The 13199-nt window shown below is 71.6% G+C and carries 11 protein-coding genes and 1 tRNA gene; 8 read left to right on the plus strand and 4 right to left on the minus strand.

Going from position 1 to position 13199, the window contains the following annotated elements; genetic code table 11:
- Window positions 1–67 precede the first annotated feature (67 nt).
- The 6 genes from ACFWZ2_RS01250 (at window position 68) to ACFWZ2_RS01275 (ending at window position 6012) form a co-directional block, all read left to right on the plus strand.
- A complete protein-coding gene (locus tag ACFWZ2_RS01250; protein ID WP_384539946.1) occupies window positions 68–1258 on the plus strand; it encodes an NAD(P)/FAD-dependent oxidoreductase in 1191 nt (396 codons plus the stop codon).
- Window positions 1255–1578 carry a (2Fe-2S)-binding protein gene (locus ACFWZ2_RS01255; protein ID WP_384539949.1) on the plus strand — a complete coding sequence of 108 codons (324 nt, stop codon included), beginning with the start codon at window positions 1255–1257 and terminating at the stop codon, window positions 1576–1578. The genes ACFWZ2_RS01250 and ACFWZ2_RS01255 overlap by 4 nt, the downstream gene beginning before the upstream one ends.
- A complete protein-coding gene (locus tag ACFWZ2_RS01260; protein WP_384539951.1) occupies window positions 1559–3151 on the plus strand; it encodes an FAD-dependent oxidoreductase in 1593 nt (530 codons plus the stop codon). The genes ACFWZ2_RS01255 and ACFWZ2_RS01260 overlap by 20 nt, the downstream gene beginning before the upstream one ends.
- The gene (locus ACFWZ2_RS01265; protein ID WP_384539953.1) at window positions 3148–4056 is read left to right on the plus strand and encodes a dihydrodipicolinate synthase family protein; all 909 of its coding nucleotides are present in this window, start codon (window positions 3148–3150) and stop codon (window positions 4054–4056) included. Before ACFWZ2_RS01260 ends, ACFWZ2_RS01265 begins: the two co-directional genes overlap by 4 nt.
- Before the next feature lie 140 nt (window positions 4057–4196).
- Window positions 4197–5201 (plus strand): proline racemase family protein, encoded by a 1005-nt coding sequence (locus ACFWZ2_RS01270; RefSeq protein ID WP_384539956.1) that lies wholly within the window; start codon window positions 4197–4199, stop codon window positions 5199–5201.
- A 139-nt stretch (window positions 5202–5340) separates the two neighbouring features.
- Complete coding sequence (locus ACFWZ2_RS01275) at window positions 5341–6012, plus strand: GntR family transcriptional regulator (RefSeq protein ID WP_384540358.1); 672 nt, start codon at window positions 5341–5343, stop codon at window positions 6010–6012.
- 55 nt (window positions 6013–6067) lie between these two features.
- On the opposite strand, the gene ACFWZ2_RS01280 is transcribed toward ACFWZ2_RS01275, so the two are convergent.
- Window positions 6068–6155, minus strand: a tRNA-Leu gene (locus tag ACFWZ2_RS01280).
- A 138-nt stretch (window positions 6156–6293) separates the two neighbouring features.
- Between ACFWZ2_RS01280 and ACFWZ2_RS01285 the strand changes: the two genes are divergently transcribed.
- Entirely contained in the window at window positions 6294–7637 is a 1344-nt protein-coding gene (locus ACFWZ2_RS01285; RefSeq protein ID WP_384539958.1) for a DUF2254 domain-containing protein, read from the plus strand.
- A gap of 85 nt (window positions 7638–7722) precedes the next feature.
- On the opposite strand, the gene ACFWZ2_RS01290 is transcribed toward ACFWZ2_RS01285, so the two are convergent.
- Genes ACFWZ2_RS01290 through sucC form a run of 3 tightly spaced genes read right to left on the minus strand, consistent with a single transcriptional unit; the run spans window position 7723 to window position 11339 of the window.
- The gene (locus tag ACFWZ2_RS01290; protein WP_384539961.1) at window positions 7723–9282 is read right to left on the minus strand and encodes an aldehyde dehydrogenase family protein; all 1560 of its coding nucleotides are present in this window, start codon (window positions 9280–9282) and stop codon (window positions 7723–7725) included.
- A gap of 43 nt (window positions 9283–9325) precedes the next feature.
- A complete protein-coding gene (gene sucD, locus ACFWZ2_RS01295; protein WP_384539964.1) occupies window positions 9326–10198 on the minus strand; it encodes a succinate--CoA ligase subunit alpha in 873 nt (290 codons plus the stop codon).
- A gap of 16 nt (window positions 10199–10214) precedes the next feature.
- The gene (gene sucC / locus ACFWZ2_RS01300; RefSeq protein ID WP_384539967.1) at window positions 10215–11339 is read right to left on the minus strand and encodes an ADP-forming succinate--CoA ligase subunit beta; all 1125 of its coding nucleotides are present in this window, start codon (window positions 11337–11339) and stop codon (window positions 10215–10217) included.
- 166 nt (window positions 11340–11505) lie between these two features.
- On the opposite strand from sucC, the gene ACFWZ2_RS01305 reads away from it, so the two are divergent.
- Window positions 11506–13191, plus strand: coding sequence for a thiamine pyrophosphate-binding protein (locus ACFWZ2_RS01305; protein ID WP_384539969.1), 1686 nt, complete (start codon window positions 11506–11508; stop codon window positions 13189–13191).
- The last annotated feature ends 8 nt before the right edge of the window (window positions 13192–13199 follow it).

A 13199-nucleotide genomic window follows, 5' to 3' on the forward strand; every position in this document is an offset into this window, starting at 1 on the left:
CGATCGTCAAACTCCCTTCTCTGCGCAGGCACTTGGCAGCCCATGTGCCATGTGAAATATTACTGCCGTGCTCACGAGACCCCCCTCGGAACGCCCTGATCTCATCGTCATCGGCGCGGGTGTGGTCGGCGCCGCCTGCGCCCACTACGCCACCCGCGCCGGCCTCCACGTCACCGTGCTCGACCGCGGCCCCGTCGCGGGCGGCACCACCGGAGCGGGCGAGGGGAACCTCCTCGTATCCGACAAGGCACCCGGTCCGGAACTTGAACTCGCCTTGCTCTCCGGCCAGTTGTGGCAGGACCTGGCGAAGGAGCTGCCCGCAGCCGTCGAGTACGAGACGAAGGGCGGCGTCGTCGTCGCGTCGGCCGACGCGGACCTGACCGCGCTGCGCGACTTCGCCGCGGGCCAGGCACGGGCGGGCGTCGAGGCGTACGAGATCCCGCAGGACCGCCTCGCCGACCTCGAACCGCACCTCACCCCCGGCCTCGCGGGCGGCTTCCACTACCCGCAGGACGCCCAGGTCCAACCCGCCCTCGCCGCCGCGCACTTGCTGCGGAACGCGGGGCGGAGCAAGGAGCAGGGACATGGACGGCTGACGCTGCGGCTCGGCGAGGAAGTCACCGCGGTCCTCACCGGCCCTCGCGGCGAGATACGGGGCGTACGGACTGCGGCGGGCGACGTCCTCGCACCCCGCGTGCTCAACGCGGCGGGCACCTGGGGCGGAACCATCGCCCAGCTGGCGGGAGTTGATCTGCCGGTCCTGCCCCGGCGCGGCTTCGTCCTGGTCACCGAGCCCCTGCCGCGCGTCGTACGGCACAAGGTGTACTCCGCCGACTACGTCGCCGACGTGGCGAGCGGCTCCGCGGCCCTGCAGACCTCGGCCGTGGTGGAGGGCACCCCCGCGGGCCCCGTACTGATCGGGGCGAGCCGCGAACGCGTCGGCTTCGACCGTACGCTCTCGGTGGAGGTCCTCCGGCGCCTCGCGGCGCAGGCCACCCGGCTCTTCCCGGCCCTCGCCGGGGTGCGGGCGATCCGGACGTACGCGGGGTTCCGCCCCTACCTTCCCGACCACCTCCCCGCGATCGGCCCCGACCCCCGCGTCCCCGGCCTCTTCCACGCCTGCGGCCACGAAGGCGCGGGCATCGGCCTGGCCCCGGCGACGGGCCTGCTGATCGCGGCGCAGCTGACGGGCCGACAACTCCCGGTGGATCCAGGCCCGTTCGCCCCCGAGCGCTTCACCGAGGAGCCGACGCCATGACGTACGACGACCCGACCCCCGCCGAACTGGTCGGCGCCGCGACCGGCTCCGCCTTCGAGATCACCTTCGACGGGCGCCCGCTCACCGCCCTGCCCGGCCAGTCCGTCGCCGCCGCGCTCTGGTCCGCCGGGATCCTCGCCTGGCGCACCACACGCGTCGGCGGCCGCCCGCGCGGCGCGTTCTGCGGCATCGGACAGTGCCACGACTGCCTGGCCACCGTCAACGGACGGCCCAACAGAAGGGCTTGCCTGGTCACCGCCCACCCCGGCGACGCGATCACCACGCAGGAAGGACACGGCCATGCCGGGCTCGACACCTGAACCGTACGACGTGGCGGTCATCGGCGCGGGCCCCGCGGGCCTCGCGGGCGCCGTCACCGCAGCCGAACTCGGCTTGTCCGTCGCCCTGTTGGACTCCTCCTACGGACCGGGAGGCCAGTTCTACCGGCACCCGCATCCCGCGACGGGCGCGACGCGCCCCGAGGTCCTGCACCACGACTGGGCGGCCTTCGCCGCGCTGCGCGACCGGCTGGCGGCCGGCCCGGTGGACCGTCTCTTCGGCCACCACGTGTGGACGGTGACGCGCGGGAGCGACACCGACTGGACGGTCCACGCGCTGGCGGGCGAGGACGGCGCGGACAGCGACGACCGCCGCCCGGTGACCGTGCGCGCCCGCGCGGTCCTGCTCGCGACCGGTGCCTACGAGCGTCAACTCCCGTTCCCCGGCTGGACCCTGCCCGGCGTGGTGGGCGCGGGAGGCGCCCAGGCGATGCTCAAGTCCGGCCTCGCGCTGCCGGGTCGGCGCATCGTCGTCGCGGGCAGCGGTCCGCTGCTGCTCGCCGCGGCCTCTTCCCTCACCGCGGCGGGCGCGCGCGTCCCCGAGGTGATCGAAGCATCGGACTATCTCGGCTACGCCCGCCATCCCGGCGTACTGGCCGCGAATCCGGGGAAGTTGGCGGAGGCCGCGCTGCACGGTTCCGCCCTGCTGCGCCACCGGGTCCGCCTGCGCACCCGCAGCGCGGTGATCGAGGCGCACGGCACGGACCGGGTGCAGGCGGTGACGGTCACCCGCATCGACCGCGACTGGTGTCCGGTGCCCGGCACGGCCCGCCGTGTGCCCTGCGACGCCCTTGCCGTGGGCCACGGCCTGATCCCGCGGATCGAGACGGCGACCACCCTCGGCTGCGCCACCCGCCGCACCGTCGACGGCACGCACGCCCTCGCCCTGAGCCCTCTGCAGGAGACATCGCTCCGCGGCATGTGGGCGGCGGGCGAGACGGGCGGCGTCGGCGGGGTTCAACTGGCCTTCGCCGAGGGCGCTTTGGCGGCGTTCGCGATCTTCGCACGCCTGACGGGCCGCGGCCCCGCCCTGCCAGGAGACCACGGCGCCGTACGCGCTCCGCATGCTCCTCTCGCCCCGCGGGCCCCGCGTTCCCCGCGTGTTCTGCGCGCCCTGCGTGCCCTGCGGCACCGGCGCGACCGCATGCGCGCCTTCGCCGAGGCGATGGCCGTCGCGCACGCGCCGGGCCCCGGCTGGACGGAGTGGCTCAGGGACGACACGGACGTGTGCCGCTGCGAGGAGGTGCCCGCGGGCCGCATACGCGAGGCGGTCGCCGAGTACGGCGCCCGCGACACCCGCACGGTCAAGCTCCTCACCAGGGCGGGCATGGGCTGGTGCCAGGGCCGCATGTGCGACCCGGCGGTGACCTGCCTGGCCACCGCCGGGGCCGTGGCCCCGGCGCCGCCGCCCCGGCTCCCCCTGTCCACTCCCGTCCCGCTCGGCACACTCGCTTCCCTCCCCTCACCGGAATCCGCTCCGGAATCCGCTCCGGAATCCACTTCGGACTCCACGCCGCACTCCGCACCGCACTCCACAGAAGGGCACGCCTCATGACCTCCGCCACCTGGACCACGGACCGACCCTGGCGCGGCATCATGGTCGCCACCGCGCTGCCCCTGCGCGAGGACCTCTCCGTCGACCACGACGCGTTCGCCGAACACGTCCGCCACCTCGTCGCCAACGGCTGCGACGGGGTCGTCCCCAACGGCTCACTCGGCGAGTACCAGACCCTCACCCCCGACGAACGCGCCCGCGTGGTCCGCACCGCCGTCGAGGCGGCGGGCGACGGGGCCCGCGTGATGCCCGGCGTCTCCGCGTACGGCAGCGCCGAGTCCCGCCGCTGGGCCGAGCAGGCGGCGGAGGCGGGCTGCGGCTCCGTACTTCTGCTGCCGCCGAACGCGTACCGCGCCGACGACGACGCCGTGCGCGCCCACTACGCCGAGGTCTCCCGGGCCGGGCTCCCCGTGGTCGCGTACAACAACCCGCTCGACACGAAGGTCGACCTGACCCCCGCCCTCCTCGCCGAACTCCACGGCGACGGCTCGGTCGTGGCGGTCAAGGAGTTCAGCGGCGACGTCCGCAGGGCGTACGAGATCGCCGAACTCGCCCCGGACCTCGACCTGTTGATCGGAGCGGACGACGTCCTGCTCGAACTCGCCGTCGCGGGCGCCGTCGGCTGGATCGCGGGCTACCCGAACGCCTTCCCCGCCACCTGCGCCGAGCTCTACCACGCGGCCTGCGCGGGCGACCTGACCACGGCGCTCCCCCTGTACCGCTCGCTGCACCCGCTCCTGCGCCAGGACTCCAAGACGGAGTTCGTGCAGTCCATCAAGCTGTCGATGGACATCGTGGGCCTGCGCGGCGGCCCGACCCGCCCGCCGCGCACCCCGCTGCCGGGCCCGGTGGAGGCCATGGTCCGCGCGGCCACGGAGAAGGCGCGGGCGGCGGGCCACCACTAGGCGGCCGGTCGGGGCGACGGCGGGACTCCACCGAGCGGCCGGGTCCGACCGCGGGACACCACCCAGCGGCCGAGTTCGGCCACCGGGCCCCGGGCCCCACCCGCAATCCGAGCAACTCTCCTACTTCCGAAGGGAGTTCCATGCGCACGCGTCACGTCTACCACGCAGTCGACTCGCACACCGAGGGCATGCCCACGCGAGTGATCACCGGCGGTGTCGGGGTGATCCCCGGCGCCACGATGGCCGAACGCAGGCTGCACTTCATCGAGCACATGGACGATCTGCGGACGCTCCTGATGTACGAGCCCCGCGGCCACTCCGCGATGAGCGGCGCGATCCTCCAGCCGCCGACCCGCCCCGACGCCGACTACGGCGTCCTCTACATCGAGGTGTCGGGACTCCTCCCGATGTGCGGCCACGGCACGATCGGCGTGGCCACCGTCCTGGTCGAAACGGGCATGGTCCAGGTCACCGAGCCGGTCACCACGGTCCGCCTCGACACCCCCGCGGGCCTCGTCTGCGTCGACGTACGCGTGACGGACGGCGCGGCGACATCGGTCACGCTCACCAACGTCCCGGCCTTCAGCGTCGCCCTGGACCGCAAGATCGACGTCCCGGGCCACGGCACGGTGACGTACGACCTGGCCTTCGGCGGGAACTTCTACGCGTTCGTCCAACTCGACGCGCTGGGCCTGCCGTTCGACCGCGACCGCAAGGACGACCTGCTCGCGGCGGGCCTGGCCGTCATGGCGGCGATCAACGACTCACCGGACCGCCCGGTCCACCCCGAACAGCCGGACATAGCGGGCGTGAAGCACGTCTACCTGGCTGCTCCGGGCTCGGACGCGCACCGTTCCCGGCACGCCATGGCCATCCACCCCGGCTGGTTCGACCGCTCCCCGTGCGGCACAGGAACCTCGGCGCGGATGGCGCAACTGCACGCCCGCGGCGAACTCCCCCTGGACCGCGACTTCGTCAACGAGTCCTTCATCGGCACGGAATTCACCGGCCGTCTGACGGCGGAGACGACGGTGGCCGGGGTGCCCGCGGTCGTTCCGCAGATCACCGGGCGGGCGTGGATCACCGGCACGGCCCAGTACTTCCTGGACCCCGACGACCCCTTCCCCGCGGGCTTCCGCCTCTGACCCGCACCTTCTCACCTCCCCAGTTCCGCCCCGAGAGGTCCAACTGGCAACGTCACATTGTACTTTGGTGATCCGCAACGACTCCGCGACGAGCCCGGGGCCGGTGGGCGAGCACGGCGGGAACACCGGAGGGGACACCATGGGGCACCTGAAGCAGAAGAACCTCATCACCACCAGGGAGCGGCTGCGCGACCAGGTCGCCCACGCCCTCCGCGCCGCCCTGATCTCCGGCGAGCTGCGCCCCGGCGAGATCTACTCGGCACCGGGCCTCGCCGAGGACTTCGGCATCTCGGCGACCCCGGTGCGCGAGGCGATGCTCGACCTGGCCCGCGAGGGCCTGGTCGAGCCCGTCCGCAACAAGGGCTTCCGGGTCACGGAGGTCAATGAACGCGACCTCGACCAGTACACCGAGATCCGCGGCCTGATCGAGGTCCCCATGATCGGCCGCATCACCCGCACCGCGGCCCGCGAGGACCTGGAGGTGCTGCGCCCGATCGCCGAGGAGATCGTCCGCGCCGCCCGCGACCACGACCTCATCGCCTACCTGGAGGCCGACCGCCGCTTCCACCTCTCCCTCCTGGCCCTCTCCGGCAACGACCGCCTCGTCGAAACCGTCGGCGACCTCCGCAAACGCTCCCGCCTCTACGGCCTCACCGCCCTGGACGCCCGCGACCAGCTGACCCCCTCGGCCGAGGAACACCTCGAACTCCTCGACCTGATGCTCACGGGCGACGCGGCGGCCGCCGAGCGGTGCATGGCCCGCCATCTGGGGCATGTGCGGTCGCTGTGGGCGGAGGAGGGCTCGGCGTGACGCGCCGACGCCCCCCTGAAACGCGAAAGACCCCACATGAAGTGGGGTCTCCAGCTGGTGTCCGAGGGGGGACTTGAACCCCCACGCCCGATAAAGGGCACTAGCACCTCAAGCTAGCGCGTCTGCCATTCCGCCACCCGGACTAGGCGTCTGCCGCCCTGGGGTGTTCCCCGCGGCGACATGGACAACAATACCAAGGTTTCGGAGTGCCTTTCACCTGCGTATCCGCGCCTCGACCGCGGATACGCGGTGGCCTGCGTCACCCCGCCTACAGTCTCACCATGAGTGACGGGTTGATTACTGGTACGGCAGGGGCGTCGATCGATGTGAAGCCGCGGCGGCCCCGGGTGCTGTCCCCGCTGCGCGAGCACCTGCGGGACACCATGTGGTTCGCGCCGACCGCGGGCCTCGTGGGGATCATGGTGCTGTGGTGGCTCGCGGCGGAGGTGGACGCGGAGATCGTGGCGGCGCTGCGGGACGACGAGCAGTTCGACTCGATCAAGGACCTGATCTCCATCGCCGACGACGCGAAGGCGGTGATCAACACCATCGGCAGCGCGATGATGACCTTCATCGGTGTCGTCTTCAGCATCTCGCTGGTGGCCGTGCAGATGGCCAGCGGACAGTTCAGCCCCCGGGTGGTGCGGCTCTACGTCCGGTCGCGGATCACCAAGGCCACGCTCACGGTCTTCATGGCGACGTTCCTGTTCTCGCTCCTTACGCTGACGTCGTTCGACAGCGAGCAGGATCCGCGGCTCGTGACGACGGTGCCCCTCGTCGAGTCGGTGCTCGCGATGCTGATGGTGCTCCTGAGCCTGCTGCTGTTCGTGGCCTATGTGAATGGAACGGTCCGGATGATGCGGATCGGCTTCGTCATCGACCGGATCGCCCGCGAGTCGTTCCGGGTCGCGGTGAAGCAGCCGACCGAGCTCCCCGTGGACACCGGACAGCTCGGGCCCGAGACCGCGCGGATCATGCACCACGGCAGGGCGGGCGTGCTGCGCGACGTGAACATCGCGCGAGCCGTGCGGGCGGCCCGGCGCCAGGGCGTCGTCCTGCGGCTCATCCCCCGGATCGGCGACTTCGTGGTGCCGGGGACGCCGGTCTTCACGGTGCACGGCGGGGCCGCACCGTCCCGCCGTGCCCTGCGCTACACGGTGTCCGTGGGCGTGGAGCGGACCTTCCACCAGGATCTCGGCTTCGGTCTGCGCCAGCTGTCCGACATCGCGCTGCGCGCCCTGTCCCCCGCGGTGAACGATCCGACCACCGCCGTACAGGCCCTGGACCGCATCGTGCAGTTCCTCGCGGCGATCGCCCCCCATCCGCTGGGCGCGCTCGGTCACCGCGACCGGCGCGGGGCGATGCGCCTCGTGCAGTCGGTGCCGGACTGGACCGCGCTGGTGGATCTGGGGTTCGCCGAGATCCGGGGCTGCGCGGTCGGCAATCCCCAGGTGACCCGGCGCATGCTCGCCGGGCTCGACGATCTGCTGCTGCTCGCTCCCGGGGAACGGCGCGAGCCGTTGCTCCGGCACCGGGAACTCCTCGCGCAGGCCGTGGAGCGCTCGGTCCCGGAGGCGGCGGACCGCGCGTTCGCACTGCTGCCGGACCGGCAGGGCATCGGCTGAGCCCTGCCGGACCGGGCAGGCAACCAGGCAGGCAACCGGGCAGGCAGGAGCCCAGGCCCCGGCGAGGGGCCGGGGCCGCCTCACCTCATGCCATCAGGTGATGGCTCGGGAAGTTCCCCGGCGCCCGCTCCCCCGCCTCCCCCTGGGTGACGGCGCGCACAAGGAGCTCGCCGCCGACGAACGCGCCGCGCCAGGACGCGCCGAACCCGCCGAACAGCTCCTCGCGGTCACCGCGCGAGCGCGGCCTGCCCCGGCCGACCTTGAAGGCGCGGATCTGCGGTGCGAGGCGTTCGTACGTCGCCGGGTCGTCGGTGGAGAGCGTGGCGACGAGCGCGCCGTTCGACGCGTTCATGGCCGCGAGCAGCTCGGCCTCCGTGTCGACCAGGACGATCGTGTCGACCGGGCCGAACGGCTCCGCATGGTGCAGCGGGGAGGACGGTGGCGGGTTGAGGAGGGTGACGGGATGGACGTAGGCGTCGGTGTCCTGGCCGGGCAGGAAGCGGCCCTCCGCCTGGTTGCCGCGATGGAGCGGGACGGCGCCCCGGTCGACGGCCTCGGTGACCTGGTCGGTGAGTTCCTTGGCTTTCGCCGCGTTGATGAGCGGCCCGAAGTCCAGCTCGGGGTACGGGTCGTCGGGGTGCTCGACGGCGAGCGGATGCCCTACGCGTACGGTGCGGACCGCCGGGAGGTACGCGGCGAGGAACGCGTCGAAGAGGGCACGCTGCACGACGAAGCGCGGGTAGGCGGTGCAGCGCTGCTTGCCGTAGTCGAAGAGCTTGGGGACGAGGGCGCCGAGCGCGTCCCAGTCGCTGTAGTTCCAGATGCCCCAGGTGTTCAGTCCTTCCTGTTCGAGGATGTGCCGCTTGCCGAGGTCGGCGACGGCGGTGGCCACCGCGGCGCCCGTGTCACGGCCGCCGACGAAGGAGACGCAGCCGATCTCGGGCGCGCGCACGAGCGCTTCGGACAGCTCGCCGCCGCTGCCGCTGACGAGGGTGACGGGCAGTCCTTCGCGGGCGGCGAGGGCGCACGCGAGGGTGAGGCAGGCGACGCCGCCGTCGGTCGGGGTCTTGGCGATGACCGCGTTCCCTGCCAATGCCTGTACCAGCATGGTGTGAACGAGCACGCTCATCGGATAGTTCCAGCTGGCGATGTTGGAGACGGGACCGTCCAGCGGCGCCCTGCCGTCGACCATCGCGTCGATGCCCTCGACGTACCAGCGCACGCCGTCAATGGCCCGGTCGACGTCGGCCTGCGCGAGGCGCCACGGCTTGCCGATCTCCCAGACGAGCAGGAGCGCGAGCAACTCCCGGTGCTCACCGAGCGCGTCGAGGGTCGCGGCGACGCGGGCGCGCCGTTCGGGCAGCGCGATGTGGCGCCAGGTGCGGTGCTGGTCCAGTGCGGCGCGTACCGCCTGCCGGGCCGTGGTGGCGTCGAGTCGCGGCGGGCCCGCGATGGGGGTGCCGTCGACGGGGCTGGTGGCGGGCAGGGGCCTGCCGTCGGTCTGCCACGTGTTGTTCCAGAGGTTCAGGACGCGGTCGTCGCGGAAGGCCTCGGGCGCCACGGCGACGCAGCGCCGCCAGGCGTCGGTCCAGGCGGTGCCGGCCTTGAGGACGAGTGCGTCGCGGGACGTGCTTGAGGGTGTCATCGGGTGGTCTCCGCTCACGGTGCACAGTCGGGGCGGGCAGGGGTCACAGGAGGTCGAGCACCAACTGGGCGGTCTCGGTCGGGGTGTTGCCCACGCGCGCGCCGACGGCTTCGAGGGCGGTCTTCTTCGCCTGTGCGGTGCCGGACGAGCCGGAGACGATCGCGCCCGCGTGGCCCATGGTCTTTCCTTCGGGCGCGGTGAATCCGGCGATGTAGGCGACGACGGGCTTGGTGACGGACTGCTTGATGTACGCGGCGGCGCGTTCCTCGGCGTCGCCGCCGATCTCGCCGATGAGGACGATCAGTTCGGTGTCGGGGTCGGCCTCGAAGGCGGCAAGGCAGTCGATGTGCGTCGTGCCGACCACGGGGTCGCCGCCGATGCCGACGCAGGTGGAGAAGCCGATGTCGCGGAGTTCGTACATGAGTTGGTAGGTGAGGGTGCCGGACTTGGAGACGAGGCCGATGCGGCCCGGCTTGGTGATGTCGGCGGGGATGATGCCCGCGTTGGACTCGCCGGGGCTGATCAGGCCGGGACAGTTGGGGCCGATGACGCGGGTGCCGCGCTCCTTCGCGTACGAGAGGAAGGCGACGGAGTCGTGGACGGGGACGCCTTCGGTGATGACGACGGCGAGCCCGATCCCGGCGTCGGCGGCCTCGACGACGGCGGCCTTGGTGAAGGCGGGCGGCACGAAGACGACGGTGACGTCGGCCCCGGTGGCGTCGATGCCGTCGCGGACGGAGCCGAAGACGGGGACGGGGCGGCCGTCGAAGTCGACGGTGCGGCCCGCCTTGCGGGGGTTGACGCCGCCGACGACGTCGGTTCCCGCGGCGAGCATCCGGCGGGTGTGCTTCATGCCCTCGGCGCCGGTCATGCCCTGGACGAGGACCTTGCTCTCCTTGGTGAGGTGGATCGCCATGACGGTCCTTCCTTCTCTAGTGGGCGAGTTCGGCGGCGCGCCGTGCGGCGCCGTCCATGGTGGTGGCCTGCTGGACGAGCGGGTGGGCGCGGGCGTCGAGGATGGCGCGGCCGCGGGCCGCGTTGTTGCCGTCGAGGCGGACGACCAGGGGTTTGGTCAGCCGCACGGATTCCAGGGCCTGGACGATGCCGTCGGCGACGGCGTCGCAGGCGGTGATGCCGCCGAAGACGTTCACGAAGACGGACGTGACCGAGGGGTCGGAGAGGATGACGGAGAGGCCGTCGGCCATGATCTGGGCGGAGGCGCCGCCTCCGATGTCGAGGAAGTTCGCGGGGCGGGCGCCGCAGCCCGCGACGACGTCGAGCGTCGACATGACGAGTCCGGCGCCGTTGCCGATGATGCCGACCTCGCCGTCCAGCTTCACGTAGTTGAGGCCCTTGGCGGCGGCCATGGCTTCCAGTTCCTGGTCGTGCACGGCCCGTTCGGCGCCCCAGCGTTCCTGGCGGAAGCGGGCGTTGTCGTCGAGGGTGACCTTGCCGTCCAGCGCGAGGATCTCTCCCTGGGAGGTGCGCACGAGCGGGTTGACCTCCACGAGGAGAGCATCCTCACGGATCAGAACGCGCCAGAGTTTGACCAAGGTGTCGGCCGTCTCCGTGGGGAGGCCCGCGGCGGCCGCGATCTCGGTGGCCTTCTCCGGAGTCACCCCTTGCGCCGGGTCGATCGCGAGGCGCGCCACCGCTTCGGGGCGGGCCGCCGCCACTTCCTCGATCTCCATGCCGCCCTCGGCGGAGGCGATCGCGAGGAAGCGCCCCGCCGCGCGGTCCAGTACGTAGGAGACGTAGAACTCGGCTTCGATGTCGACGGGTTGGGCGACCATCACGGTGTGCACGGTGTGGCCCTTGATGTCCATGCCGAGGATCTGGCGTGCCGTGATCTCCGTCGCGGCGGGGTCGGCGGCGAGCTTCACACCGCCCGCCTTGCCGCGTCCCCCGGTCTTGACCTGGGCCTTGACGACGACGCGGCCGCCGAGACGTTCGGCTGCCGCGCGTGCTTCCTTGGCCGTGCCGGCGACCTCGGCGCATGGCACCGAGATGCCGTTTTCTTCGAAGAGTTGCCTTGCCTGGTGCTCGAAAAGGTCCATTCCGGCTCCTGACTCAAAAGTGCCGTACGCCCCCTGGACACCACCCATCGGATGCGGGATAACAAGGTTCATACAGTATTCGTCGACTGTATGCAATCTACCGCGAGAGCACTCCCGAGGCGTGCGAGCACACCTCAACTCCCCTACGAAGGGACAGGACTTCGCCATGCCCGACGACACCAGCCAGAACCACATCTCCGGTGGGCACCTGGTCGCCAAAGCACTCAAAGCGGAGGGCGTAGAGGTCATCTACACCCTCTGCGGCGGCCACATCATCGACATCTACGACGGCTGCGTCGACGAGGGCATCGACGTCGTCGACGTACGCCATGAACAGGTCGCGGCCCACGCCGCCGACGGCTACGCGCGCATCACGGGCAAGCCCGGCTGTGCGGTCGTGACGGCGGGCCCCGGCACGACCGACGCCGTCACCGGTGTCGCCAACGCCTTCCGCGCCGAGTCCCCCATGCTGCTCATCGGCGGCCAAGGAGCCCACACCCAGCACAAGATGGGGTCCCTCCAGGACCTCCCGCACGTCGACATGATGACGCCGATCACCAAGTTCGCCGCGACGGTCCCGGACACGGCACGCGCCGCCGACATGGTGTCGATGGCGTTCCGCGAGTGCTACCACGGCGCTCCGGGGCCCTCCTTCCTGGAAATACCCCGCGACGTCCTCGACGCCAAGGTGCCGGTCGACAAGGCCCGTGTCCCGCAGGCCGGGCAGTACCGCGCCTCGACCCGCTCGGCGGGCGACCCCGAGGCCGTCGAGAAGCTCGCCGACCTTCTCGTGCACGCGGAGAAGCCGGCCATCCTGCTCGGCAGCCAGGTGTGGACGACGCGCGGCACCGAAGCCGCCATCGACCTCGTGCGCACCCTGAACGTGCCCGCCTACATGAACGGGGCCGGGCGCGGCACTCTGCCGCCCGGGGACCCGCACCACTTCCAGCTCTCACGGCGCTACGCCTTCGCCAACGCCGACCTCATCGTCATCGTCGGCACGCCCTTCGATTTCCGCATGGGCTACGGCAAGCGGCTCTCCCAGGACGCCACCGTCGTCCAGATCGACCTCGACTACCGCACCGTGGGCAAGAACAGGGACATCGACCTCGGCATCGTCGGGGATGCGGGACTGATCCTGAAGTCGGTGACCGAGGCCGCGTCCGGACGCCTCAACGGAGGGGCCGCCAAGCGCAAGGAGTGGCTTGACGAGCTGCGTGCCGCCGAGCAGACAGCCATCGAGAAGCGCCTGCCGAGCCTGCGCTCCGACGCCTCACCCATCCACCCGTACCGCCTGGTCAGCGAAATCAACGACTTCCTTACCGAAGACTCCATCTACATCGGCGACGGCGGCGACATCGTCACCTTCTCCGGACAGGTCGTCCAGCCCAAGTCGCCCGGCCACTGGATGGACCCCGGACCACTCGGCACGCTCGGCGTCGGCATCCCCTTCGTCCTCGCCGCCAAGCAGGCACGGCCCGACAAGGAAGTGGTGGCCCTCTTCGGAGACGGCGCCTTCAGCCTCACCGGCTGGGACTTCGAGACCCTGGTGCGCTACAACCTCCCCTTCGTCGGGATCGTCGGCAACAACTCCTCGATGAACCAGATCCGTTACGGCCAGAAGGCCAAGTACGGCGAGGAGCGCGAGCGGGTCGGCAACACCCTCGGCGACGTCCACTACGACAAGTTCGCCCAGCTCCTCGGCGGCCACGGCGAAGAGGTCTGCGACCCCGCCGACATCGGCCCCGCGCTGCGCCGCGCCCGCGAGTCCGGCAAGCCCTCGCTGATCAACGTCTGGGTCGACCCGGACGCGTACGCCCCCGGAACCATGAACCAGACCATGTACAAGTGAGGAGCCCC

This window comes from Streptomyces sp. NPDC059002 (genome assembly GCF_042740435.1).
Lineage (GTDB): Bacteria > Actinomycetota > Actinomycetes > Streptomycetales > Streptomycetaceae > Streptomyces.

Excerpts from the sequence above, each read along its gene's own strand:
- ACFWZ2_RS01275 (WP_384540358.1), top strand. The coding sequence starts at position 5,341 with ATGGGGCACCTGAAGCAGAAGAACCTCATCACCACCAGGGAGCGGCTG.
- ACFWZ2_RS01285 (WP_384539958.1), top strand. The coding sequence starts at position 6,294 with ATGAGTGACGGGTTGATTACTGGTACGGCAGGGGCGTCGATCGATGTG.
- sucC (WP_384539967.1), bottom strand. The coding sequence starts at position 11,339 with ATGGACCTTTTCGAGCACCAGGCAAGGCAACTCTTCGAAGAAAACGGC.
- ACFWZ2_RS01305 (WP_384539969.1), top strand. The coding sequence starts at position 11,506 with ATGCCCGACGACACCAGCCAGAACCACATCTCCGGTGGGCACCTGGTC.
- ACFWZ2_RS01255 (WP_384539949.1), top strand. The coding sequence starts at position 1,255 with ATGACGTACGACGACCCGACCCCCGCCGAACTGGTCGGCGCCGCGACC.
- ACFWZ2_RS01260 (WP_384539951.1), top strand. The coding sequence starts at position 1,559 with ATGCCGGGCTCGACACCTGAACCGTACGACGTGGCGGTCATCGGCGCG.
- ACFWZ2_RS01265 (WP_384539953.1), top strand. The coding sequence starts at position 3,148 with ATGACCTCCGCCACCTGGACCACGGACCGACCCTGGCGCGGCATCATG.
- ACFWZ2_RS01270 (WP_384539956.1), top strand. The coding sequence starts at position 4,197 with ATGCGCACGCGTCACGTCTACCACGCAGTCGACTCGCACACCGAGGGC.
- sucD (WP_384539964.1), bottom strand. The coding sequence starts at position 10,198 with ATGGCGATCCACCTCACCAAGGAGAGCAAGGTCCTCGTCCAGGGCATG.
- ACFWZ2_RS01290 (WP_384539961.1), bottom strand. The coding sequence starts at position 9,282 with ATGACACCCTCAAGCACGTCCCGCGACGCACTCGTCCTCAAGGCCGGC.